At 38.3% G+C, this 26,998-nt stretch carries 20 protein-coding genes; 3 read left to right on the top strand and 17 right to left on the bottom strand.

Annotation, left to right across the window (positions count from 1 at the left end; genetic code table 11):
• Window positions 1-6,926, bottom strand: a 6,926-nt coding sequence (locus Q360_RS23085) for a malectin domain-containing carbohydrate-binding protein (RefSeq protein WP_169734646.1), incomplete at its 3' end; no start/stop codon positions are given.
• Between the two features lie 1,024 nt (window positions 6,927-7,950).
• Between Q360_RS23085 and Q360_RS26670 the strand changes: the two genes are divergently transcribed.
• Complete coding sequence (locus tag Q360_RS26670; protein ID WP_027077335.1) at window positions 7,951-8,154, top strand: hypothetical protein; 204 nt, start codon at window positions 7,951-7,953, stop codon at window positions 8,152-8,154.
• 115 nt (window positions 8,155-8,269) lie between these two features.
• Entirely contained in the window at window positions 8,270-8,407 is a 138-nt protein-coding gene (locus tag Q360_RS26675) for an SRPBCC family protein (protein ID WP_245603249.1), read from the top strand.
• 93 nt (window positions 8,408-8,500) lie between these two features.
• Here the strand turns inward: Q360_RS26675 and Q360_RS0112060 are convergent, their stop codons facing one another.
• The 12 genes from Q360_RS0112060 to rsgA all read right to left on the bottom strand — a co-directional run bounded on the left by Q360_RS0112060 (window position 8,501) and on the right by rsgA (window position 22,000).
• Entirely contained in the window at window positions 8,501-9,580 is a 1,080-nt protein-coding gene (locus tag Q360_RS0112060; protein ID WP_027077336.1) for a porin family protein, read from the bottom strand.
• 91 nt (window positions 9,581-9,671) lie between these two features.
• Entirely contained in the window at window positions 9,672-10,430 is a 759-nt protein-coding gene (locus Q360_RS0112065) for a hypothetical protein (protein ID WP_027077337.1), read from the bottom strand.
• Window positions 10,417-10,980 (bottom strand): RNA polymerase sigma factor, encoded by a 564-nt coding sequence (locus Q360_RS0112070; RefSeq protein WP_027077338.1) that lies wholly within the window; start codon window positions 10,978-10,980, stop codon window positions 10,417-10,419. The genes Q360_RS0112065 and Q360_RS0112070 overlap by 14 nt, the downstream gene beginning before the upstream one ends.
• Before the next feature lie 242 nt (window positions 10,981-11,222).
• Complete coding sequence (locus Q360_RS0112075) at window positions 11,223-12,200, bottom strand: polyprenyl synthetase family protein (RefSeq protein ID WP_027077339.1); 978 nt, start codon at window positions 12,198-12,200, stop codon at window positions 11,223-11,225.
• Between the two features lie 369 nt (window positions 12,201-12,569).
• The gene (gene rlmN / locus Q360_RS0112080; RefSeq protein ID WP_027077340.1) at window positions 12,570-13,610 is read right to left on the bottom strand and encodes a 23S rRNA (adenine(2503)-C(2))-methyltransferase RlmN; all 1,041 of its coding nucleotides are present in this window, start codon (window positions 13,608-13,610) and stop codon (window positions 12,570-12,572) included.
• 104 nt (window positions 13,611-13,714) lie between these two features.
• Entirely contained in the window at window positions 13,715-14,764 is a 1,050-nt protein-coding gene (gene queA / locus Q360_RS0112085; protein ID WP_027077341.1) for a tRNA preQ1(34) S-adenosylmethionine ribosyltransferase-isomerase QueA, read from the bottom strand.
• A 164-nt stretch (window positions 14,765-14,928) separates the two neighbouring features.
• Window positions 14,929-16,158: a 3-phosphoshikimate 1-carboxyvinyltransferase gene (locus Q360_RS0112090; protein WP_027077342.1), complete on the bottom strand. Its 1,230-nt coding sequence runs from the start codon at window positions 16,156-16,158 to the stop codon at window positions 14,929-14,931.
• A gap of 36 nt (window positions 16,159-16,194) precedes the next feature.
• The gene (locus Q360_RS0112095; RefSeq protein ID WP_027077343.1) at window positions 16,195-16,521 is read right to left on the bottom strand and encodes a nucleotide pyrophosphohydrolase; all 327 of its coding nucleotides are present in this window, start codon (window positions 16,519-16,521) and stop codon (window positions 16,195-16,197) included.
• Between the two features lie 59 nt (window positions 16,522-16,580).
• Window positions 16,581-18,590 (bottom strand): DUF3857 domain-containing protein, encoded by a 2,010-nt coding sequence (locus Q360_RS0112100; RefSeq protein ID WP_051554687.1) that lies wholly within the window; start codon window positions 18,588-18,590, stop codon window positions 16,581-16,583.
• 21 nt (window positions 18,591-18,611) lie between these two features.
• Complete coding sequence (locus tag Q360_RS0112105) at window positions 18,612-20,519, bottom strand: DUF3857 domain-containing protein (RefSeq protein ID WP_027077345.1); 1,908 nt, start codon at window positions 20,517-20,519, stop codon at window positions 18,612-18,614.
• 78 nt (window positions 20,520-20,597) lie between these two features.
• A complete protein-coding gene (dtd, locus tag Q360_RS0112110) occupies window positions 20,598-21,050 on the bottom strand; it encodes a D-aminoacyl-tRNA deacylase (protein WP_027077346.1) in 453 nt (150 codons plus the stop codon).
• Window positions 21,047-22,000 (bottom strand): ribosome small subunit-dependent GTPase A, encoded by a 954-nt coding sequence (gene rsgA, locus Q360_RS0112115; protein ID WP_027077347.1) that lies wholly within the window; start codon window positions 21,998-22,000, stop codon window positions 21,047-21,049. The genes dtd and rsgA overlap by 4 nt, the downstream gene beginning before the upstream one ends.
• Window positions 22,001-22,324: 324 nt before the next feature.
• Between rsgA and Q360_RS0112120 the strand changes: the two genes are divergently transcribed.
• Window positions 22,325-22,765 carry a hypothetical protein gene (locus tag Q360_RS0112120; RefSeq protein WP_027077348.1) on the top strand — a complete coding sequence of 147 codons (441 nt, stop codon included), beginning with the start codon at window positions 22,325-22,327 and terminating at the stop codon, window positions 22,763-22,765.
• Window positions 22,766-22,880: 115 nt separating this feature from the next.
• Here the strand turns inward: Q360_RS0112120 and Q360_RS0112125 are convergent, their stop codons facing one another.
• From Q360_RS0112125 to Q360_RS0112140, 4 genes are all read right to left on the bottom strand, one after another.
• On the bottom strand, window positions 22,881-23,963 hold the full coding sequence (locus Q360_RS0112125; RefSeq protein ID WP_027077349.1) for a bifunctional 3-deoxy-7-phosphoheptulonate synthase/chorismate mutase type II: 1,083 nt from the start codon (window positions 23,961-23,963) through the stop codon (window positions 22,881-22,883).
• A 120-nt stretch (window positions 23,964-24,083) separates the two neighbouring features.
• Window positions 24,084-24,947: a prephenate dehydrogenase gene (locus Q360_RS0112130; protein ID WP_027077350.1), complete on the bottom strand. Its 864-nt coding sequence runs from the start codon at window positions 24,945-24,947 to the stop codon at window positions 24,084-24,086.
• Window positions 24,948-25,005: 58 nt separating this feature from the next.
• Window positions 25,006-26,154 (bottom strand): pyridoxal phosphate-dependent aminotransferase, encoded by a 1,149-nt coding sequence (locus tag Q360_RS0112135; protein ID WP_027077351.1) that lies wholly within the window; start codon window positions 26,152-26,154, stop codon window positions 25,006-25,008.
• Window positions 26,151-26,978, bottom strand: coding sequence for a prephenate dehydratase (locus Q360_RS0112140; RefSeq protein WP_027077352.1), 828 nt, complete (start codon window positions 26,976-26,978; stop codon window positions 26,151-26,153). The genes Q360_RS0112135 and Q360_RS0112140 overlap by 4 nt, the downstream gene beginning before the upstream one ends.
• Window positions 26,979-26,998: the final 20 nt, after the last annotated feature.

Genomic DNA, 26,998 nt, shown 5'->3' on the forward strand with positions numbered 1-26,998 from the left:
GTAAACTGGACAGCGCCTGGATTAAAGCTTGAATTAAAAATAATACCCAATGGCATATTGCCAATAGTAGCTTTATTTATCTGTAAGCCATCGGTTAAATCAAATAAAGGTGTGTCTGTTGTGGCATCCAACACTATCAATGCGGTATTTCCTACTTCAGGCGCTACAATTAAAGTAACTGGAATACCTGCATTTGTATATCCACTAACCGGACCTGCAGTTAGTATTGCCGTGTATGTACCGGGTGTTAATCCCGTGGCATCCAAATTCACTTCATAAGAAGTTCCTTGATTAGCAGCACTTGTGGTTGATGCCCAGGTCGCCGGATTATTTGTTGCATTATCAATAATAGACATTGCGGCTGGTGTTGGTAAGGTACTTGCATCATCTGAAGCCACCACATAATCTCGCATAGCAGTTTCTCCCTGAATAAGATTCACTGTTATCGCGGAAGGTGCAATAGTCAAGGAAGCAAGTATCGCTGGTTTTATGATGGCATTGAATGTACACGGCGCTGATGTAAGTCCGGCAGCTATTGCGGTAAATGTTACAAGAACCGTTCCGGATACCATAGTACCAGGTGCTGGTGATTGTGTAACCACAATACTTTGGTTACAATTATCACTTGCTACAGCCATTCCAGTAAAATCTGGCAGAATTGCATTTCCGGCAATGTCCCCCTGCACAGTTGTATCAATAAGACAACTAAGTGTTGGTGCTTGCGTATCATTCACGGTAACATCAAAACTACATGATGCCGTTAAACCTATTGCATCTGTTGCTGTAACGGTCACCGTTGTAGTTCCTACATCAAACACAGATTCACTAGCCACAGAATAGCTAAGCGTTACCCCGGGCAGATTGTCCGTGGCAATTGCATTGAAGGTGACTAACGCGCCACAAACTCCAGTATCATTGGCTACTATCATATCATCAGGACATGATGTAATTACTGGGTCTTCCATATCCGGAGCCACACTAATAGTAACCGTCCATTCTTTTGTAGTATCATTCTGTGCAGTTACTGTATACGTTTGAGGCGTTGTGAAATCCCTCGGTGTACCTGAACTAGGGCTTATTTCCGCAGCATTGGAAATTACAATTGTTGGCGCCAGGGCGGCAAGAGAAGTTCCGGTGCTTACCGTTAGCGCTATAGTACCTGTACCTGAATCAATAATTTCGTTCCCAACCTGTTCTGTAACATCAAACCCAGTAATCTGTTTCCCACTGGAAATAGGAGCTGTGATAGTTACTTGTGTCTGGCATGTTCCTACTGCACCATTGTTGTCCGTTGCAATCCAGGTAACCATTGTAACAGTCCCTACTAAGTAGGAATCAGTGAGTTCTAGACCGTCACTACGTGAACCTACAATTGTAATTGTATTTACGCCACAAGCATCACTAGCCGTAGGAGGATTTAGCTCAAGTACCTGAGCAGTTGGGCTTGTAATAAATCTGTTTCCAGGACAATCCACTAGTACAGGAGGTGTCTCATCAATGACGGTTACTGTTGCCATACAAGAAGCTGTGTTGCCATTGTTATCTTCAACAATCAACATCACCGTATTATCCCCCACATCAGCGCAATCGAAACTGCTTAGATTTACCGATAAACTGGCAATTCCTGCAGCATCATTTGAGCCGTTATCCATATCTGTCGCAGTAATGGTAGCCTGTCCGTTAGCATCCAAGGCAACGGTAAAGTTTTGACATATTGCCGTAGGCGCTTCATTGTCCTCTACCGTAACTGTGGCGGTACACGTTGAATGGTTACCACTGGTATCGGTGATTGTTAAGGTAACCGTATTGGCACCAACATTCTTGGCATTAAAATCACTGGTGTCTATGGAAATAGTATCAATACCGCCATTGTCAGTAGACCCGCCATCTACATCTGCAGCGGTAATTGCTACATTTCCATTCGCATCAAGTTCTACGGTAATATCCTGACAAATAGCTGTAGGGGCCAAATTATCCTCTACAGTAACAATCGCCGTACAAGTTGTAGTGTTATTATTTGTATCCGTGACCATAAGCGTGACCGTATTGGGGCCTAGATTGGCTCCAAAAAAACTATCTACATCAATAGTCAGACTTGCAATACCTTCGTCGTCGGAAGAACCACCATCGACGTCTGCAGCGGTAATTGCTACATTTCCAGTTTCATCAAGTTCTACGATAATATTCTGACAAACAGCTATTGGATTTGTGGTGTCCCCTAAAACATTAAAGTTTACTTCATCCCTTGCTTCAGAATTTAAGAACTCTAAATGCCCACTGTCAGCCGCAATAATAACTACTTTATTTGCTCCTTCAACGATACCATCTATAGCGGTAAGGTCCCAAAATAATTGTCCAGCGAAACTGGCTGTAGAAATTCGGTCTGAGGAAACCAGATTATTTTCGTCTGCGGGATTAACCCAAAGGTGAAAATGTTCTGGTGTAGTACCACCAAAATTCATGTTGGTGGCCGACCATGTTACCTGTATATTTTTGGTGACCAAATCTGCATTCTCTGCCGGGGATGTAAAGTTCACATCCGGCCCAAGCACTATTACTTCAATTTCATCGAAAGCTGCATTGGTATCGCTATCCGTGCTAGTTGCCCGAATCGTATATACACCAGGCACAAGTAAGGTATCGTCAAAAGTACCGCCAGTTCCCGCAAAATTTGCTTCGATAGGGTTGATGCTCCATACCAGGGCATTTGTTAGTGTGGTATTATCATCCTCAGCATCTTCTGCTGTGGCAGTAAAAGTGGTTGAAACCAGACGGTCAATGCTCACGGGAGTTATATTGTCCGTTGGTGAACTGATGGTAACCACAGGAGGTGTATCTGTTGGTAAGTCTGACACAAAACAAATATCAAATCCTTTTACAGAAGGATTTTCATTACCCTTTATAAAGTTGATATTTAATACACCATCGGTAACCGTAGCCCGAAATACCTCTACTTTTGCTACATTGATTTCGGTGCCATCTACCGAAGGTCGATAGTCGTCCAGTGCAATATCTCCTTCAATTTTAACATCAAAAATACGGTGGGTATTGGCATTGGCGTTTTCATTACTCCAATTTTCGTTAAACAGAATCTTTACATCATAAATACCATCTCCTGTTGGGAAGCTCCAATTCATATTATTAGGATTAGCCGCATCACTAAAGCGTTCCGTTTGGAATAAATAATCTGGATAGCCTGTTGTATTTGTCAATGTTCCAATTGCAGCAAATGTCTTATCAACCGCAGGTAATACCGTATTCACATAAATGGAAGGTGTTCCAGTCTGAGCGATTCCTCCTGCCGCAGAAAGTGCCTGGTCTTCCTTAAAGTCGCCTGTAGCAGAGTTTACCATTGGGCCTCCGGCATTCACTCTAAATCTTGTATCACAAAACGGTGATTGCGAGACAATAATTAGGGATACGGTAGTGGAACCAATTAGAGGTGTGCCATCCAAATCGGTAGCCTCGGCGGTTATAACATGTGTCCCTTCAGTTAAGGTTGCGTTTATATTCGCACCGGCACCCAAAGCTCCGTCTAGATTTGAACTCCAAACAATACTGGTTGACAGATTGCCATCCTGCGTATCAGTAGCCGTTCCTGTAAAATTGATAGAGAAGTCACTTTCTGCAACCATGTTGTCTTCAGGAGATGTGATTGTTACATCTGGAGCCGTGTTACCGGTAGAAGATGTAAACTCAAATTCATTGGTGTTTACACCACCATCAAAGGCCAAGCGAAGTGTTTGCAACCCAGTATCTGTAAATGTTACAGTGGTAGTAAAATCTAGAGGGTTGCCCCAACCTGCGTTAGGCACATTAACTATTCCTATTGGTGTTGCATTTCCTTCTTCTAGAATGGTAATATTGGTAGCTGAATTACTTCCATTTGAAGAATTAAGTCGCATATTATAATCACCAACAGTGGGCACATTAATTAGATATTCTACAAATTCTCCAACACCAGTCCATCCAATATTTCCTGCATTTTCAATTGCAACTGTAAATCCTGCTTTTGGTTTAACTCCGTACCAAGGAACTGGATTATTAAAGGTCCGTGCCAGAATTAATCCTGGCAGCTGTTGGGCTACATCTATTCTAAATTCTTCTATTACAATAGAATTCACCCCATCATCTGCGGTTACCTTGGCCAGGTAGGAACGGCCTGTTCCTGCTGCAGGGGTCCAGTTAAAAATATAACTACCACCCGTATTGTCTACTAACGTACCTACCGCTACTGCCGTAGTAGGAGTAAAAGGATTATTTGTACCTCCTTCACTTACGTCAAATATTTCTATGGTTGCAGTTGGAAGATTGTCGTCTGTCACCAAAATGGCTTGAGTTATCAATTCCCCTTCATTTACTTGTAAGTCTGCAATTGCATCTATAGTTGGACTAGTATCGTTTGGAGAAGTAAAATTAAAATCCCGAATATTGGCACCTCCATTAAAATCAAAACGTAAAGTTTGCACGCCTGCATTGGTGAAAGTTACTTGGGTCTCATAGGAAACAAACGTCTGCCAGCCAGATTTGAGCACATTTACAGATCCGATGGCAGAAAACCCTCCTCCCCCATCTTCTTCGGATAATGTAACTATAGTAGCACCTTCATTACCCTTACCTGCAAATATCTCAACATCGAAAGTACCCGCAGCAGGTACATTTATTAAGTACTCTACAAAATCTTCATTGTTTATATAGCCAATATTCTTGGCCGCTGACGTTTCAATGGCTACAGAGAATCCATTACCGGGGGCAGAAGAACCGTACCAAGGAACTGGATTATTAAAGGTCCGTGCCAGAATTAATCCTGGCAGCTGTTGGGCTACATCTATTCTAAATTCTTCAATTACGACAGGGTTCACCCCGTCATCTGCGGTTACTCGGGCCAAGTAGGAACGACCTGTTCCTGCTACAGGGCTCCAGTTAAAGGTATAGCTACCACCCGTATTATCTACTAACGTACCTACCACTACTGCCGAAGTAGGAGTAAAAGGATTATTTGTACCCCCTTCACTTACGTCAAATATTTCTATGGTTGCGGCTGGAAGATTATCGTCTGTCACCATAATGGCTTGAGATATCAGTTCTCCTTCATTTACTTGCAAGTCTACAATGGCATCTATAGTTGGAGAATCATTTCCTAACACCGGATTTATAACTAATATAAATTCTTCCGTAACCGGATCACTGTTACCATCAGAAATGATGGCATTGATGGTATAGGTATTGACATCTGTAGCCAATGGTGTCCCCTGGATTTGATTTGTACTTGGGTCATAAGACAAAGAAGCAGGCAAGCCATTGAATACGACACTTAGCACATCATTTTCAGGATCCACAATATTTAAAGGGTCTGCAACGGCTACCGACGCATCATAAGTAAGATTACCAATAGTGCTTACTGGATGCAGGTTAGCACTCGTTACCGCAGTAATACACAAGCCAGATAATTTACCATTATCAATTGCAGCAGGACCTATACCTACTTGGAGAGAACCATCGGTAACACTTACATAATAGGTGCGGGTAATAGCAGTTTTAAAGGTAGAAATCCCATCTTTTATAGGATCAACCATCTCATACTCATCTAAAATAACATTGCCTTCCAATAAAACATCAAAAATACGTTTGTTGGTTATCGAATGAAATACTTCTGCAAAATATAAATCCACCTGGTATAACCCATTGGCAACCGGTATGTTATAGTTATAGGCAGGATTTGTCCCGGTTTTTCCACCATAGATTTCTTTTTGAAAGAGGGTTAGTTCATCGTCTGTACTTACCCCGGCAACTGCCCCAGTATAGCCTGCGTAAACATTTCCATTAGTCCTAGTGAATCCTAAACCTGTAGGGGGAACTGTTGCGGGATCGCCCACAAAATTTCTACCAAAAGCTATAAGGTCCCCCGATCCGGATGAGATACATAATTGGAAAGGTCCTGTTGGGGTTGCACTAAAACTCACGCTAATGTTTGCAGGAGCAGATACATTTTGGATTGTAAAAGAAGTTGTTGGCAGAGGGTATTGAGGAACGCCATCAACCAAAACTTCGGAGACCTCAAAACCAGCATTTGGACTAAAACTAAATGTCTGACCACTACCCGCATTAACCGAAACAGCTCCTGAAGGGGCTATGGTTCCGTTACCGTTTGAACTGGCATTAATGTTATATTGGGTAACCGATGGTGCACTTACCATAATGGTTTTCGTAGTAGTATTGATAGCTCCCAAATTGTCGGTCACTGATAATGCAACTATATATGTATCAATTGCCGTATAACTATGTGTTGTAATGGAATTTGCACTAGCAACTTGTGTATTGCCATCTCCAAAATCCCATGCGTATGAATCTACTGTCCCATCATCCGTGGAAAATGAACCATCAAAAGTCACTACTTCATTGGTAGATGCTGGACTGGGATTAATCGTGAAGTCCGCTATTGGGTCATCGTTGGCGCTAGCAATAGTTACAGGAATACTCACCGCTGTTCCAAATACAGGCGTACCATTTAAAGCGATGTTTGTATTTCTAGAGCCACCTACGTTGACATTAAAATCAATATTAGTTGAAATGGCACCAATAACCTCAAACGTAACATCCAATATTGGGAAACCAACCGTAAAAGAAGTTCCGATAACGGTACCACCATAATTTACAGTTCCAGTAGTATTATCAGATGAAGGTCCAATTGGTAAATTAAATTGGTTCCCAGATGCAGCCACCACACTTACTACCTGTAAAACGGAGGAATCAAAATTTAAATTTAAGGCCGCAGCATTAAATGCCTGGGAATTAGATTGCGGTATCTCGATAGTTACTTTAAAAGTATCACCCTGCGTTACTGCTACTGATGTTGGGCTGGAGACTAAATCGACCCCTTGTGCCAAAACAGAACCTGTAAAGCCCATGAATACACTAATTATCATCAAGAAAAGAGTTCTCTTTCCTGATACAAACATAAGTGATTCGCGTAGGACACCTGGATGATTGCCAAAGTTAATAAATGAAATTAAGTCCTTTAGATTTCGAATAAGGCCTATCAATAATGGTATTGACCTGGTACTATACTTGGTAGTAAAAATCTGCATAATTGTGGGATATTAGTGTAGCTATTATTTTTTTTTGGTAGTTAAAATACTCATGACACCTAGAGGGGAAGATTCTTTTTTCCTAAGTGTACCTAAACTGACCTGTAGAAGTAAAAATGCAAGATATGCCCACGGTTTATAAAACATGTGAGACAAATTAGAAAACAATTCTAAATGATGCTTAAAGTAATTTTCAATCATATAAACTCAGTTTGGTTACAACCATAACTAAGCAATTGCTCATAGAAATTTGGGTAAAATCACTATTGAAAAAAATAAAACAATGGGGGCAAAAAACATACAATATTTATACTTTGAAACTAATCTGTAGGAAATTTAGAACAAAAATATTATATCATTTTTTCTTGTGTGTATTTCATTTCACTTAACATTTTAAATATTGCTTTTAAATCCGACAAACTGCATATAACTGGTAATACTTTCGATAAAGCGCTCATTTTTTAGGTTAATATACCAAATCATACTATCCCATCACAGAGCAAGCTTTTAATACATTCCTATTTTTGAGATAATTTCATACCATCTATATGTGGAACTTTATACTCCTTGTTTCATTTATTCTGTATAGTATTTAAACAAACCTTTTTAGTTGCCAAATTGAATTATCGAATGGTCAGTATTCTGGAAAATTCCGAATCAAAAAATATAAATGATTTTCGTGTAATATTATTTCTAAAAGACAGGTTTTATATCTGTATTAGATATCCAGAATTGAACGGCCAAATACCATCTTAATCATTGAAAAGGTAACAATTAAAGATACTTTTTTGAACAAACTAAATAGACGATACAACCTCGCAACACTTTATCTTTCTAAACATGTCAAATCTAACTCACGTCCATGATTACTAGTTTAGTTCCAGAACCAAGCATCATGCAAAAGTATTTTAATATAACAAGCGGACCAATTATGGGTTTTAACAGTAATTCCAGCAGTGGGCAAGAATTCTTCAATCTTCCAAAAAGACATCCCGATTATGGGAAATCAGTAGCTGCATATTACTATTGGATTTTCCCTAATATGATGTTTGATTTTTATGCGTGAGTACTTTCTATAAATGTTTTTAATCCAATTTCGATAAGCAAGACAAAGGTTCAGTTTCTGACCTATGTCTTGCTTATCGAAATTGAATACTTGAGCTAGAGCACTTTTGGGTAAAGTGGAACGGGAGGATGAATTTGTAGTAGAAGGCGTTCATAACAGATTAAAGGCGCAATTTTACTCTAACGGTAGATTTTCGCCTACACGAGAAAAAGGGGTGCACCATTTCCACTCGTTTTTAGCAAAACAGCTTTAATAAAACTAGCAGTAGGAAGCAATAAAAACTAAAAAGGATATACAATCAGCGTTGCATACCCTTTCTTAATCATATAATAAGCTAACTTAATTTTTATAGGTCAAAGCGAAGGCCAAAGGAAATATTTCGCTGCTCTACCAAAGCATCTTGAAAAATAGGGTTTAGGTCATACTTTACATAAAAAAGCACCCCATCAAATCCCGCATAAGCACTTAATCCATAAATAAAATCACTTGTATTGTATCCCCTTTTTAGCTTGTCTTTGACCTTCTCACCATTACGTTCATATTTTAACTTTTGACGAGTTCCAAGATTGAAACCACCATAGCCACCAATTCCTATCCTAAATTGATTTCGCAAAGAGTACCTAATGGTATTTTCGGTTTTCTTGAATTTTGAAGGTCCAAATTCTAAATGCAGTGGAAATACAAGATTATCCATTCTAAGTTTTGACTTATCAAGGTCAAATTCGAATTCCTCTAATTGCACCTGCCCAGTACCATCAGACACAAAGTACTGGTTATCCTTAGGCTTTAAACCATTGAACTGGAAAGAAACCCCATAATTAAACCTAAGAAAATTGGAATTTTGAAAAACTCTAGTACGCCATTGCCACCCCATTTCAAAAAATCGGCTACCGCCTACTTTATATGGAGAATCTTCTAGAGATTGTCCATCTATGATAGCGTTATTCAATCCTACCGCCAAAACAAAATCCGAATGTGTACGACGATCATACTTGAGCTCTTTACTCCTAATCTTCCTATTAAAAATAAACTGCTTGGCCGGTTTGCCGTCAATATCAATACCAATACGGATTTGTGTTGCTCTTGCAGAGTCTGTTTTAATATCCGGCATAAGAACACCTTCGTTTCGCTCCAAGAGTCCGATTTTATTATCAAGAATAGCCGCTCTATCAGCAATGTTCAAGGCTCGCTTTTCTGCTGCTCGCTTTTTTAAATTATCGGCCTCTTCAGCAGTTATTTGGCTTTTGGTCAATCTTTTGTTGATTGCTTCCACTTCAAACTTCAAAGCTTCTTTTTCTTGTTTAATAATTTTATCCTTCTGCTGCTGCAACTCTGTTACTATCTGCTTATAATCTTCCTGTGCTGCCGTTTGCTGTAGAATAAATATGGTAGCCAATACCAATAGATAAATACTAATTGTTCTCATGTTGTTTGATTTTTGATTGATTGATGAATAAACTCCTCACTGCTCCATCTGTCTGAGATGGTATTTAGAGATGCGTGAAATTGCTGGTAAATTAATTATTACGGTCTGCAACCGCAGTCCTCACTTTAAGAAATCCGGTCTTGAGCGACTGGAATATTTGGTCTCGAAAGGATTGATCAAGTTCCTCCTCAACCTGTGCTAACAGCGCCATGGCGTCAACGCTTTGGTCTGGTTTAAAAAGCCGTTCCTTTAAAATCGTACGCTGCGCATTACGCAACAACGAATCTACTTCCGCATCGGTTACTTTTGAAGTGCTTTCCAATAACCTTACTTGAGCTACTACCTCTGTTATTTTTTCTTTTAATATTGCTTCGAAAAGTTGAGTGGGCATTTGAACATCTTGCCGTTCTTGTTGATTTACCTCAACGAATATGGCATCTGCTTGCTTTTGCCTTATAAAATCCGGCTCTAAAACAGTATCCGAAGGTACAATTACTGGCTTTATTCCTTTCGTCCCCTGCACGTCCGCTTGTTCCAGTACAAGGCCATTGGAATTTTCTAAAGCTGTTGTTCCCATAACTTCTTTTACTTTTTCAACGCTTGTTTTGGACGGTGTTTCTACCAGTTCCTGTGTCGATAGCTCCTTCTCCCCGGTATTCAAATAAAAGATGGTCACACCTAGTAATACTGTTACACTGGCAGCGATGCCTAACCAAAAATAATGGGGTGTATTAGCAATTGGCTCCGATTTCAATTCCTTGGCTATTTTGTCCCAAGCCCCTTGTGTGGGCGCTATCTCTCGTGCATCTAATTTAGATTTTATATATGTTTCGAACTTATCTGGTTCCATACCCTATAATATTTTGTTTCTTTAATTGTTCTTGTAAAAGTCTCCGCCCCTTTAGTAATTGTGTTTTAGAGGTACTCTCGGTAATATCTAGCATTTTTGCTATTTCCTGATGTTTATACCCCTCAACCGTGTACAACACAAATACCATTTTATACCCCTGTGGAAGAGCGTCTATCAATCGCTGTATATGTTCGGTATCTAAAGCCGTAGTTTGAACATTCGTTTGATGCTCGTGCTTTTCGTAGATGGTGTCGTCATAGACCACAAATTGTTGTTTTCTTAGGTAGGAAATACTCTCCCGTATCATAATACGACGTATCCAACCTTCAAAACTACCCTGAAATTTAAAGGTGTGCAGGTGAATAAAAACCTTTAAAAACCCCTGTACCATTACATCCTCTGCAAAATAGATATCGGTTATATACTGCCTACAAACACCCAGCATTTTTGACGAATGTGTTCCGTACAAACGGTGCTGCGCATCCGCATTGCCAGCTATCGCTTTTTTTATGAGCTGTTTTTCGTTTTTATAAAAAGGTATGGTTTTCACAATCTTTAATGGTCTTCTATTGGTATAGACGCTGAACTTGGAAAGATAGTTGCCTAAGAAAAATTAAAAAATTCAATTATTTTTTAAAGTGCTGATTTCAATGTAGTTAAAACAAAAAATACTTTCGTACTATGGCCCTAACATAAAATTGTTTACACATAACTCACGTCAAAACCTTGTATAACCATGACTGAATCGGCTTTTTGGTTCATTTTTATCATCAGTAAAACTAAAATATCAGTTTACTTGTCACGCTCCACGACGTAGTTGACCATGAGTTCCAAGGCGCTCCTATATTCAGACTCCGGATAGCTTTTCAAAAGGCCCAAAGCCTCATCCCTATAGGATAACATTTTAGCAACGGCATACTCCAAGCCGCCTTTGTCCTTTACAAAAGAAATAACCTCCTTCACCCTAATTTTGTCCTTGTTGTGGTTTTTAATGGAATTGATCACCCAACTTTTTTCCTTTTTGGAACAGTGGTTTAATACATAAATGAGGGGAAGTGTCATTTTCTGCTCCTTAATATCGATTCCCGTTGGTTTCCCAATGCGTTGGTTCCCATAATCGAACAAATCATCCTTTATTTGAAAGGCCATACCACAAAGCTCCCCAAATTTTCGGAAGGTTTCTACGTCTTCAGTTTCCGGCTTTACGGAACAGGCGCCCAAGCTACAACAGGCAGCTATCAAGGTTGCGGTTTTCTGGCGGATTATTTCATAGTAAACCGCTTCGGTAATATCCAAGCGTCGTGCTTTTTCAATCTGCAAGAGCTCTCCCTCACTCATTTCACGCACAGCAACGGAAATAATACGAAGCAAATCAAAATCGCTGTTATCAATTGAAAGCAGCAGCCCTTTTGATAATAGATAATCACCAACAAGGACTGCAATCTTATTTTTCCATAAGGCATTTATAGAAAAGAAGCCTCGTCGTTTATTACTTTCGTCCACCACATCATCATGGACTAAAGTAGCTGTATGAATCAATTCGATTACGGCGGCACCACGATAGGTACGCTCGTTCACCTCTCCATCATTTAAGAGCTTGGCTGTTAAGAATACAAACATTGGCCGCATTTGCTTGCCTTTTCTGTTAACAATATAATGGGTAATACGGTTGAGTAAGGCTACTTTTGAAGTCATGGATTCCCGAAATTTGGACTCGAAAAGTTCCATTTCTTTGGCAACGGGTTCCTTTATTTGCGCTACTATTTTCAGCCTGTTTTTATTTACATCAAAATTAATGAAAAGCGAGCAGTAAACGGTATTCTCTAAGCGGTAATCAGTTTAAGGGATATCGAGGAAAGACAAATTACAATCTATTGTCTTTGCAATCAAAGGAGTCTTCTAACCTTAACGATAGTGCATCCCACTTAGTCTCGGATAGTCGTTTCTTACTTCTCTTATGAAGAATCCTGTCAACCTAGCAACCCTAATTCTACACCTCCTCTACAAACAGCATCAACCCACCCACTGCGCTCGCAGCGTCGCCTTTTTAGAAGGAAAACTCATGCGTTAATTCATCCTTTCGTATCAAGTGCTTTCAGTTTTTTTCTAAATCAGGATAATCACCTATTGCTCCTCACTTTAAGACTTATTCGCCAATTGTCCGCAAGCAGCATCAATATCTTTTCCTCTCGATCGCCTTACCGTAACTGTAATACCGTTTTTCTCTAAAGTCTCCACATACATATCTATCGTAGCGTTAGAGGCTTGTTGAAACTCTCCGTCGTCTATGGGGTTGTATTCGATAAGATTTACTTTTGACGGAGCAAACCTGCAAAAATCGACAAGTGCATCTACATCTTTTTTCTTATCGTTGATGCCTTTCCAAACCACATACTCGTATGTAATCCGGCTTTTGGTTTTTTCGTACCAATATATCAACGATTCTCGTAAATCTGACAAAGTAAACGTGGCATTAAAGGGCATAATCGAAGTACGTATCTCATCTATGGCCGAATGTAAAGATACGGCTAGTTTAAAACGGACTTCCTCATCTGCCATGCGTTTTATCAGTTTAGGCACTCCTGAGGTAGAAACAATAATACGTTTAGGAGACATGCCCAAGCCCTCTGGCGAGGTGATCATATCTATCGCTTTAATTACATTTTTGTAATTCATGAGCGGTTCTCCCATGCCCATAAATACAATGTTACTCAAGGGCCTATCAAAATACAAACGGCTTTCATTATCTATTGCCACTACTTGATCATAGATTTCGTCAGGGTTCAGATTACGCATACGCTTTAAACGAGAGGTCGCACAGAACCTACAATCTAAACTACAACCTACTTGACTAGAAACACAAGCTGTTGTTCTGGTTTTTGTTGGAATCAAAACAGATTCTACAACGAGGTCGTCATGCAAGCGTACTGCATTTTTTATGGTACCATCCGAACTTCGCTGCATCAAATCTACCTTTATGTGATTGATTACAAAGTTGGCCTCCAACATATCGCGTGTAATCTTGGAAAGATTGGTCATAATGTCAAAGGAATGTGCCCCTTTTTGCCACAGCCATTCGTACACTTGATTGCCACGAAAAGGCTTGTCTCCCTGACCCTCAAAAAAGTCTCGGAGTTGCTCCTTGGTCAGTGCTCTAACGTCTTTCTTTTTTATCTCCACAAGTACGCAATAAAAAATCCCTCTTGTATCAACTTTGGTATAAGAGGGATTTAGTTTTTAAAATTATATGGATTTCCGCTTACGCGGAAATGCAAATCAGTCTATTAAATAATTAACATGGCATCACCATAGGAATAGAACTTGTACTGCTCCAAAATAGCTTCCTTGTAACATTTATTCATTAAATCATGGCCCATAAATGCTGAAATCATCATCAATAAGGTAGATTTAGGTAAATGAAAATTGGTAATCATTGCATTAGCAATACTAAACTCGTAGGGTGGAAAAATAAACTTGTTCGTCCATCCCTCATAGGTATTCAAGGTACCATTGGAAGAAACAGCACTTTCCAAACCTCTCATTGCCGTGGTTCCAATAGCACAAACTCTTCGCTTCTGTGTTTTGGCATTATTAACAATTTCAGTAGCTTTTTCATCAATAAACAACTCTTCGCTATCCATTTTGTGTTTGGACAAATCTTCTACTTCTACAGGATTAAAAGTACCCAATCCAACGTGTAGGGTCAATTCTGCAAAATCAATTCCTTTTATCTCCAAGCGCTTTAACAAGTGTTTTGAAAAATGCATCCCGGCTGTTGGTGCTGCCACAGCACCTTCATGCTTAGCATAAATAGTCTGGTAACGCTCTGCATCCTCTGGCTCTACGTCTCTTTTTATATACTTTGGCAATGGAGTTTCTCCCAATTCTTTCAGCTTTCTTCTAAAATCTACATACGCACCATCATATAAGAAACGTAGGGTACGTCCTCTAGAAGTAGTATTATCTATAACCTCCGCTACCAAGGTTTCGTCCTCCCCAAAATAAAGTTTGTTACCAATACGAATTTTACGCGCCGGATCAACTAAAACATCCCACAAGCGTTGCTCTTCATTAAGTTCACGTAAAAGAAACACTTCAATACGCGCTCCAGTTTTTTCTTTGTTTCCATAAAGTCGAGCTGGAAAAACTTTGGTATTGTTCAACACCATAACATCACCTTCATCAAAATAATCAATCATGTCCTTGAACATTTTATGCTCAATTTTTCCAGTTTCCCTATGGACGACCATTAATTTAGATTCATCTCTATTTTCAGACGGATGCTCTGCCAATAATTCGTCCGGAAGTTCAAAACCAAAGTGTGATAATTTCATTTCTTGTATGTTTGTTTATGTTTTAGTGAATAGCGATTCTAATAAAAAATCCATAATAAAAGCGATCGTATAACGCTTGCCTTATCCATGAACTAATGCTTTTGGATGGAATTGCGGCTGCAAATATACAATCTGGAAAGGGGGGTTGTCAAGTAAATAAGGGATTATAATTCTATGGTAGTAAATTGAAGTCCTCTTAGGTCCTCCCAAAAATCTGGATAGGATTTGGAGACTACCTCTGCATCATTTATAAACAGGGGTATTTTTAGTGCCAGTGGCGCAAAAGCCATTGCCATTCTATGATCATTATAGGTATCTATGGCAACCTCCTTATTTAGGATATTTGATGGTTTTATCGTTAGCGTTTTGTCCGTTACCGAGATATCGGCTCCCAATTTGGTCAGTTCCGTATGCAGGGCTTCCAATCTATCGGTCTCCTTTATTTTTAAGGTATGTAGACCCACCAAATGACATCCCATACCTAAACCAAAAGTAGTAACGGCGATAGTCTGCGCAATATCAGGTGCATTTGCGAGGTCAAACGCCACCGTTTTTTCTTTTGGGGTGTTTAACTTTTTTAAGGTTATGCTGTGTTCGCTAAATAGCGTTTCCACTCCAAAACCTCTATATAGCTCAGCCAAAACACTGTCGCCTTGCAGGCTGTTTTTTTTATAGGCCGATAAGCTAATTTCCGAACCAACGGCTGCCAAGGCAACCATACTGTAATAGTAGGAAGCGGAACTCCAATCAGATTCTACAATTAATCGTGCAGGGGCAACGGAAGTTTTAGGACTTACCTTGATGAGATTACCTTCAAAAGAATTGGGTATGCCTAATTCATCCAAAAGGCCCAAGGTCATTTTTATATATGGAACTGATGTGATTTTACCCACTAATTCCAATTCCAATCCGTTTTTGAGGCTTGGTGCGAGTAATAATAGTGATGATATATACTGACTACTCACATTCGCTGGAAGACTTACTTTATCCTTTGTTAGTGCTTTTCCGTTAATTTTAATCGGGGGATATCCTTCTTCCTTAACATAAGAAATATCCGCACCCAAGTCGCGTAGGGCATCTACCAATATTTTGATGGGCCTTTCCGTCATACGTTTGGAGCCCGTTAAGAGCACATTTTTTCCTTCTTGCCCGGAAAAATATCCTGTCAAAAAACGCATTGCCGTACCCGCATGATGAATATCTACGGTACCCGAATTTTTTTGCAATCCCTGCTCCATCACCTGTGCATCGTCTGAATTGGATAAATTTTCGATGGTAACCCCTTTATAATGCGCAGCCAACAACAAGGACCGATTAGATTCGCTTTTGGAACCTGTTATTTTAATGTTTGCGTTAAATTGCTGTTCTCTGGGACCGGTAAGGTGAATTTTCAAAATAGAATAGGTTAAAAACGAAGGGCAAATATAGTATTATTTCAGCTTTTTATTATTGTGATGGCGGTCATGATCGCGCTTGGTTTTTAGATCTAACTTATCATCGAAAGATTGTTGTAAATCTATCCCTGTTTGATTGGCCAAACAGAGTACCACAAAAAGCACATCTGCAAGTTCTTCCCCCAAATCTTTAGATTTATCGCTTTCTTTTTCGCTTTGCTCCCCATAGCGTCTGGCAATAATACGAGCTACTTCTCCCACCTCCTCCGTGAGTTGGGCCATATTGGTCAATTCGTTAAAGTAGCGAACACCGTGCTCCTTAATCCAATCATCTACCGCGGTTTGTGCGTTTTGTATGTTCATCTAAAGGTTTTAGTAAAAATATGTAAAGAAGAGCATTGTTCATCTTTTCTAAAGAACAATTATGATTTAGATAAAACCACCTGTTCTGTTTCTTTTTGAACGATTTGATTAAAAAACTCTTTAATGAATTGGTATTGCTTGGAAGGGATAATCGAATTATTGAACTTTATATCCACTAAAACCTGTAAACCTGTTGAATTAACCTTTAGAGTATATAAAAAAGAACCCATTTTATCTGGTAATTCTAATTTTAAACTCTCTGGTATTGACTCTATCACATACCCTTCTGGAATATTAATACTTATATTATATTTTTCTTCCCAAGGATACTTAAAATCAATAGGGAAATATCTTTCTTCTAATTTAAAAGGGTTTTCCTTGGTAGCAAAATGAAACAAAGGATTAAAATAAATCTTATCCCCAATAGAACTGGCTTGATTTTCCATTAAAAACGCATAACTCTCCGTGATGGGTTTTCCTATTATTAGCTGATTCTTAACAGAAAATTCAGAAATCTCTATACCACCTGTTTTGCTCTCCAAATTTTTGATATAAGACTCATCACTCACACCATTGAAGTCGTTCCTGTGATTGTAAGCTAAATAATCTGAATAAACTGTTCGTTGCTTTCCTGTGATCTCGCCGTCTTCAGTTAGGAAAAGACTACAGGTCAAAGTTTCCTTTGAAACAGTCTTAGGTATTAATGATATACTTTTACGGGTACCGTCTTTCTTTACTACTTGTCCAAACCAATTAATAGCTCTTGCGGGTAAAAGGTTAGGCTCCGTGTATTTATTTGAAGCATCCAATAAAATACTTCCTTTATCCAACTCTACATACACTGCCACATAATTAAACCCTTCCCTAGTCGGGAACATAGGCACCCCGTTTTCCCGTGTACTAATGAGCACAGGATAACTTTTTACTCCAGCATCGTTCAACATTGCAATAAGCATCAAATTAATATCTGCTGTATTTCCCTTTTTTTCTTTGTAGGCCTTTCTGACGCCCTGATTTACATAATAACCATAATAACCGTCCCAATTCATACGGTCTTGAATAAAATGAAAAATCGCTCCTGTTTTTTCTATGTCACTATTCTTATCTGCTAAAATCACACTCAAGTCATCTTTAAAAAAATTACCTTGAGTTAATTGACCTCCAAATCTCTGACTTTGATAAATTTCATCAATAACGTCCTCCCAAGTAGTGGTATAGTTTTTAACAGGTGAATCTGGCATTTTCACAGACTCCAACTCGTATTTAACGACAGACCTATAATTATTAATATTATTAATAAAAGGCTCAGCTTCCAAAGCCGGCACATCAATCATTTCGTATGTGTTTACACTGGTTGAATAATCCAGTTCAGTCTGGTCATAGTTATAACGCGCATTACCTCTTCTTTGTTTATTGGAATTAATGAAATTCATTTTTCCGTTTCCGCTTCCTACGCGAGGGTTTAATTTTAAATACCCCTTTATATTAGGTTTAAAAACAAAATACTCTGGAGTTGATATAGAGACTTCTTGTTTCTTTATAGGAATATCATATTGCAATACCAATTCATCTATAGACCAGTAAAATGGAGAACTAATAGAGTATTGGTATTCTATTACACTACCATCATTAACATTAGGCATAGTAAACTTTTCCTGATTATAAAAATCATTTAATTTAGTTTTAAACTCAGCAGAAGATTTAAGCTTGTCTTTGACAATCTTACCATCTACTAAATTATAGGTGTAAGCCTTTAGCCCCGTTAAATGCTCATTTTGGCCTTTATTGTAGAACAAGTTTTCTTTTACCGTTGCGTACTTAAATCCGTCAGCATTGTATATTTTAACACGCTCATAAATAAATGTAATTATTTGAAACCCATTTGACTGCAGGTAATTAAAACGAGTTTTGTGAGATCTATACAATACAGCTGCTGGAGCACTAGAATCCTTTGCATATACTTTCTCTGTAAGTTCCTCCTTAGAAACTTTTCCAAATTTATAATCTTGGGATTTTACCGAGAAGACAGCAAATAAAAGGAAGATAATTAGTAGTGTGTCTTTTATCATAGTTACGGTTTAGTAATTTTTTTATTTCTTAATAAGCACAACCATAGAATTGTCTGCAGTAGCTGTTTCTTTTCTAAAATCTCTGTAGGCTTTGTATTTATCCTTCTTGAAAACACCTTTTTTAATAAACAGTTTTCTTTTATATTTTATTGTGTTGTCTTTTGCTATATACTCTATGCTAAATAGATACTCTCCAAATTCATTTGCAATACTAATATTATCTGGTATAGCCTCAACCGCATAGCCTTCAGGAAGGTTTATCAAAAAATCATTATCATGGGAATAGCCCCTGTCAATAACCAAGGATCTTGTTCTATTCCTATATCTGTTTGGAATGTATGTATTTCTATCAAAGGCATTTGGAGTAAAAAACATTCTATTGCCACTTATGGTTCCATAATTTGCTGCCTCTAGTAAAACTTCTTCTTTAAAAATAATCTTATCGCGATTGTTACTAATATCAATATTTTTAATTTCAATATTATTTATTGTACTCCAGTACTCTTTATAAGCTTTTACCACGTTATCATTGGTTTCATTTTCTAAATAAAAACGATTATCATAAGGAATACCCTCTGATGTTATATAAACCATTGCCTTGATATCGCCTTTTTTTCCTAGCGTATACTGAGCTACTGTTTTTTTACTGTTATCCTCATTTATATAAGAAACGGTTTTTATAATTTTCCCGCCATTTGGAGTTACAATTAATGCCTTTCTATCATCGGTGAAACCTCCGACAAAACCAAAAGGATGTACTTGTGAAGTGCAATCTATCCAATAATAGGTGCCGTTATAAGGAACAGCCAAAATAGCATGATTGCCCTGTAATACAGCAAAATCCTCCTCAAAATCTATTTTGTCTTTCCCTGCATAGATTACGGTGTAATGAGAGGTGACGCCAACTGCTTTGAACAAGGCATAGGTGTAGTTGGAGAGCCCCTTGCAATCACCATACTTTACCTCATCTACATTAATAGCGCTAATAGGTTTCCAACCTCCAATACCAATCTGTACACTTATATATCGTGTATTATCCTGAACATACTTGTAAATAATCTTGGCTTTTTCCAAATCATCCTCAATTCCCTCCACCAATTCCTTAACCCTTGTTATAGTTTCAGGAGCCAATTCGTCTGCTCCGCTCAGCAACTTATCATCCATCCATTTTCCAAAGTCGGACCAACTTTCTACTTGCCCCTCCTCCCCTTTAAGATTAAATTTTATCATTCGCACAGACAATCGGGGCACAATATTTCTAAAAGATGGACTTAATTCTTCATATTTAATAGCTGGTATCATAGCTGCGGAATACACCAATTTTCCTGGGTCATCTATTTTGGAGATGTTTAAACCATCTAACTGATGCTCCTTGATTTCTGGTTTTAATTCCGACCTAGCATAGGTTATTTCATAATAACTCTTTTGCACACTTTCCCGATAATTAGAAAGAAAGTACCATGGCGGAAAAAATCCAGTATCCGAGGTCTCTACTTCGTAAGAGGTGTGTATAGTGTAGGGATAGCTAATTGGTGTGTATTTATGCCGTAACACCCTGTCATCATTGAATAAAGAAAATCCATCAGCAGCACTAACATCAGTAAAATTCTTCTTATTGAAATGATCTATCTCGTTGCCCAACTGATCGTAAATAAAGACCTCTAAATCCTTTATTTTAAGTTCCTTATCAAAAGAAATACTTTTGGTACTGTGGTAATTACCAAATTTATTTAACACCGTAATAACCTCGTCAACCTTGTACCTCAGGTGATCATGTCCCAAAATCTCAATTTTCATTTCGTCCAATCTCACCACCGCATTGGCATCCTTGGTCAAGGCTTTATCCATGGTTAAAATAGAATAATCTAAGTTTTGTGAAGAAGATAACACGCTGAATAAAAAGGCACAATAGAGTGAAAATAAACGCATAAGCTTGATTTATGGAAGAAAGCTAAAGAATTCTCCTACAAGAAACAAAAAACTAAGCTTGAAAATAGCCGAAATATCCTATTCCTTATTTTTTGAGTCCATACTAATCGTAACAGGCCCATCGTTAACTAATTCCACTTTCATGTCTGCGCCAAAAACACCCGTTCCTACTTTTTTGCCCAGTTCCTTTTCTAGTTCCAAGACAAAAGCTTGGTATAGCGGAACAGCAATATCCGGCTTGGCAGCCTTTATATAGGAGGGTCGATTTCCCTTTTTAGTGGCTGCATAAAGTGTAAACTGACTTACCACTATGGCCTCCCCGTTTATATTCGATAGCGAAAGGTTCATGACACCTTCAGCATCATTAAAAATACGGAGGTTGGCTATTTTTCGTATTAACCATTGTATGTCCTCCATACCATCTTGGTCGGTAACACCCAACAAAACCAATAATCCGGTTTCTATAGCTGAAATCACTTCTCCCTCAGCGGTTACACTAGCGCTAGAAACTCTTTGTACTACTGCTCTCATTTCTTTTCACCATAAGTATCCACTCTGTAATGCTCATCTTCCCCAGCAACCATTTGCACATAGCTGCGGTAGCGGCTCCAAGGTATCGTTCCTTCCTCTAAGGCATCTTTTATAGCGCATTTAGGTTCATCTAAATGCAAGCAATTATTAAACTTACACTCTTGTTTTAATTTAAAAAGCTCAGGGAAATAATCGCCAATTTCTACTTTTTCCATATCTACAATACCAAATCCCTTAATCCCAGGCGTATCTATAATACGTGCATCAAAATCCATATCATACATTTCCGCAAAAGTAGTAGTATGTTGTCCTTGCAGATGTTGTTCTGAAATTTGAGCAGTTTTAAGATTTAGGTTTGAATCTATAGCATTAATCAAGGTTGATTTTCCTACGCCCGAATGTCCCGAAAACATCGAAGTTTTTCCTACCATCCATTCTTTTATAGTATCTACGTTTTTACCAGTAACGGCAGAAATTCCAATACACGTGTACCCGACCTCTCTGTACATAGCCGCTAAGTACTTCACCTCGTCACGTTCTTCATCCGTATAGGTGTCAATTTTATTAAACACCAAAATCGCCGGAATATGATAGGCTTCGGCAGTTACTAAAAATCGATCTATAAAAATAGAATGGGTAGGAGGATTATTAAGGGTTATAAGTAGAAATACTTGGTCTAGATTTGAAGCTATAATGTGAGTTTGCTTGGAAAGGTTTACAGATTTTCGAATGATGTAGTTCTTACGCTCTTCTATCTTATGTATAATTCCTATGGTATCGTCACCTATAGTTTCTACATCAAAATGTACCTTATCCCCTACCGCTATCGGATTGGTACTTTTTATTCCTTTTATCCTGAATTTTCCCTTAATCCTGCAGTTGTAAAAATCACCATTATCTGATTTTACGGTGTACCAACTTCCGGTGGATTTATAAACGATACCTAGCATGTGCCTCCTCCTAAATAATACATCCTCATAGTACAAAGTAACGATTTTCTTTTATAAACCAACCAATTCGGGGACTCCTATTCCTATATATCAAGATATTATCTATGAAACAAAAACAGACTGCACTTCCGATAAACTAAAATCTAACTAAAGAAGCTAAAGCGTTAAAATACGCGTTACATAAGTTTGAATTCACTAAACGCATACTTACCCTTAAATTTTACCGTTATACCACTGAAATACAAATTTCAACATAGTATTTCTGAAAGATTCCTGTCAATTTGTATCTTTTTAATCATATTTATAAATAAATCAACCATTATTATGAAGAAAATTATTTTTATCGCATTCGTAACATTTGTATGTACGTTTGAAATGAACGCGCAACAGTTTAAAGTAATTACAAGTGTGGAATCTATTGTTTCCAGTGGTCTAGGCCGTTCAAGAATTATATCTGGTAATGAAGAAAAAGATTTTACAGCGTTTACTTCAACTCAAACAGAAGAAGACAATACCCGTAATAAATCAAAAAGAAGTGAGATTCGAGTAAAAGATTTTGACGAAACCAAGTTATTGAACTTCTTTAATATTGCTGGTATTCGTTTTCAAAATATTGCCGCAAATGATGCTATAATTAGCTCTAAAATTAATGCCATGGTTGCCGAAGGCTGGGAGCTGGCTTTTGTAACTAGTGCTGTTGAAAGTGATAGTGGTAAAGGAGATGGCTCTGGTATTTTTATTACCAGATATATTTTCAAAAAGTAACCTGAACTAGCGTTATCCTTACTACTGATTTTGATAGCAGCTGTACTAGCGAAGGCTATTTCAGTACTAAACAAAATTAAAAAAAATCCCGACTTTTTAAGTCGGGATTTTTTATTTAAGCCTTTACAATTTTCTCTTGGTGATTAATAGATTCTTGGTGAATGGCCTTAAACATGCGCAAGACAAACTCCTCGCTAAGCCCTTTCGATTCTCCTTCTAAAATCATCTTACCCAAAATTTCGTTCCAGCGATTAGATTGAAGTACAGCAACATTCCTAGACTTTTTTAAACCACCGATTCCGTCAGAAACTTTCATTCGTCTCCCGAGCGTTTCAATCAATTGATTATCAAGTACATCTATCTGTGCCCTAAGGTTGCTCAATTGCTTGTTATATTCTGCTTCTGGATCAGATTCCTTTCTGATTTTCAAATCCCTCATAATTTGCACTAAAGTATCAGGCGTCACTTGCTGTGCAGCATCACTCCAAGCATTATCAGGGTCAAAGTGAGTTTCAATCATCAAGCCATCAAAATTCAAGTCCAATGCTGTTTGCGAAACATCAAAAATCATATCGCGTTTACCCGTAATATGAGAAGGGTCATTAATCAATGGCAAATCCGGAAACTTGTTCTGGAATTCAATAGCCAATTGCCACTCTGGAATATTTCTATACTTCGTTTTTTCATAGGTTGAAAAACCTCTGTGAATAGCACCTAACTTTTTAATACCCGCTGTGTGTAATCTTTCGATACCTCCTAACCACAAAGCTAAATCTGGATTTACAGGGTTCTTAACCAAAACAATCTTGTCTGTTCCTTTCAAAGCATCTGCTAACTCTTGCATTATAAAAGGGCTCACAGTAGACCGCGCACCTATCCATAATAAATCTACATCATGCTCCAAAGCCAATTCTACGTGCGCACGGTTCGCAACTTCCGTAGCCGTTTTTAGTCCAGTTTCTGCCTTCACTTTCTGAAGCCATTTAAGGCCTAGGGCACCAACGCCTTCAAAATTCCCAGGACGCGTTCTTGGTTTCCAAATACCTGCTCGGTAATAATTAACATCGGTATCTTTTAATTCGTGCGCTATTCGCAATACCTGTTCCTCGGTTTCAGCACTACATGGCCCTGCTATTACTAGTGGATGATCTAAACCCATATCGTCCAACCATGTTCTCATTTCTTTTGTATTCTCCATTACTTTGTTTTTGGTGAAGGCTTAAGCAGCAAAAGGGGTAAAGGTGTTCATTTTTCTACTGCCTTAGGTCTTCGTGTATTTAATAGTATTTATTAATATTAATTTTTGTTCTCAATTAGTTCAATTACCTTTTTTAGCTGGCAATCCTTTTAGAATAGTTTTTATCTTATTGGTATTATTCATTTCATTGTAAATCCCCTCATAATCATCTTTCAAAAGTAGTTCCTTAAATTCCGTCAAATTTTGAATATACTCCGCCAAGGTCTCTATTACATTCTCTTTGTTTTGCCTAAAAATTGGGGTCCACATCGCTGGCGAACTTTTAGCCAAACGCACGGTACTTTCAAAACCACTGCCGGCCATATCAAAAATATCACGTTCGTTCCTTTCCTTTTCTATGACCGTTTTTCCTAACATAAAAGAACTGATATGGGACAAATGAGATACATAAGCTATATGCTTATCATGTGCTTTAGGGTTCATATACCGTATACGCATTCCTAGCAATTTAAAAATCTCCAAGGCTTTCTCTTGCAACGTAAAGGCGGTTTTCTCTACTTCGCAAATAATATTTGTCTTCCCGTCATAGAGTCCGTTTATAGCTGACGAGGGTCCGGAAAATTCGGTTCCTGCGATAGGATGGCATGCTAAAAAATTACGTCTTTTAGGGTGGCTCTCCAGCACCTTACATAGCAGTTCTTTAGTAGAACCCGCGTCGCAAACCACACAACCCTCATGTACTCTATCCAAGATTTTAGGTAGCTCTTGCACGATTACATCTACCGGGATACTTACCATGACAAAATCTGCTAAGGGTAACTCGTCGTAGGTTGCAATTACGTCAATCAAACCCAAAGAAAGTGCTTCTTCTAGATGCTTAGCGTTTGCATCTATTCCGTATACGGTAGCCTTCGGCATTTTTGCCTTAAGGTCCTTTACAAAAGAGCCTCCAATTAAACCTACACCTACTACAAAAACGTTCATATGTACTTTTAGATATTAAATCTAGAATTGAGATTTTAGACGTAATTATTTTATCTCACTACTCAAATCTCTTTATCGCTTCCTTTATTTTTTCTTCGGTAACACAGAGTGAAAACCTAATAAACCCTTCTCCATTACTTCCAAAAATAGTACCTGGTGCAATAAAAATATCCTTTTCATATAATAACTCATCTATAAATTCCTCTGAGGACTTTGATGCTATGGGTAGCTTAGCCCAGATGAACATACCTGCTGCATTAAGGTCATATGTGGCGCCAATTGAATCTACCAATTGGAACATAAGTGCCCTTCTTTTACTGTATGTACGGTTCAACTCTTGGAACCATCCATCCCCACTTTTCAAAGCGGTAATTGCTCCCTTCTGCACGCCGTAAAACATACCGGAGTCCATATTGCTCTTTATCTTTAGTACAGCGGTAATATGCTCGGCATTCCCAGAGACCATCCCAACGCGCCAACCAGCCATATTAAACGTCTTACTCAAGGAATTTAATTCAAGTGCAACCTCTTTGGCACCAGGTACCTGCAAAATACTGGTAGGGGTATCGTTCAACACAAAACTGTAGGGATTATCATTTACCAATAATATTTGATGCCTTTTTGCAAAAGTGACGAGCTCATCCATTTTTTCAATGGTAATACGCGCTCCTGTAGGCATATTAGGATAACTAATCCACATTAATTTCACCTTACTGAGATTCATTTGGCCCAACTTATCCATATCTGGCAACCAGTTGTTTTCCTCGGTAAGATCATACATGACCGGTTCTGCCCCTACCAAATTGGTTACCGATGTATAGGTAGGATAACCAGGATTTGGAATGAGTACCTGATCGCCAGCATTCAAAAAGGCCATGCTTATATGCATTATGCCTTCCTTTGAGCCCATTAAGGGCAAAATCTCAGATTGTGCTTCTAACAACACATTAAACTTTTTTTTATAAAAAGAGGCAAAGGCAGACCTGAGTTCTGGCAAACCTTGATAGCTTTGATATTGATGTGCACCAGGCTCCAAAATAGCCTGTTGCATACTAGCAATGACTTCCATTGATGGTGCCAAGTCTGGACTACCGATACCCATATTAATAATGTCTTTACCTTCTCCCATGAGTACCCGAACCTCTCGTAACTTTTTGGAAAAGTAGTATTCTTGTATCGTTTCTAAACGTTTTGCCGTTTGTATCATACCATGGCTTTTTTATATTCTCCTAAAACTTTAAATTCTTCTGTCATGATATCCAATAAGGCTTTTAACTTACTAAAATCTTCATAATCGTTAAACGTAATATCCACAAAGAAGGCATATTTCCAAGGTGTCTCTATCACAGGGAGCGACTGTATTTTAGTTAGGTTCATTCTGCAATCGCTCATCACATTAAGCACAGCCGCCAAACTACCGCGTTTGTGGTTAGCAATGAACCTTACAGAAGCCTTATTTATTTCAATCTCGGGAAGCTCTTTATTTCTTGTCTTTACAATGATAAATCGTGTGGAGTTATTCTTAATGGTCTGTATATTGTCCGCTACGATGTCCAACCCATATAATTGGGCTGCTACTTTAGGTGCAATCGCTGCCACATGCTTTAAATTTTGCGCTTGGATACGTTTAGCTGTTTCCGCAGTATCCACATCTTCCACCAAACGTATATGAGGGAAACCTTTAAAAAACTCCTTGCATTGTAGCAAAGCCATGGGATGCGAACTAACCTCAGTAATATCGGAAAGTTGTTGCCCTTCCATCACCATTAAATGGTGATGAATGTTTAGGTAGTACTCCCCTATTATGTGTAAGTCGTTGTGAAATAACAAAGCGTAATTCGGGATAATAGATCCAGCAATGGAGTTTTCAATCGCCATAACCCCTTTATCGGCATCTTTCTCCAAGAGATTTTGAACCAAGGCATCAAATGAAAGGCACTCTGCCAAATCTATTTCTTCACCAAAGTAATCCAATGCCACTTGATGATGATTAGACCCCTTAATTCCCTGTATGGCTATCTTTAAACCCATTTTTAAATTTAATGTAAAAA

It is taken from the genome of Maribacter antarcticus DSM 21422 (assembly GCF_000621125.1).
Lineage (GTDB): Bacteria > Bacteroidota > Bacteroidia > Flavobacteriales > Flavobacteriaceae > Maribacter > Maribacter antarcticus.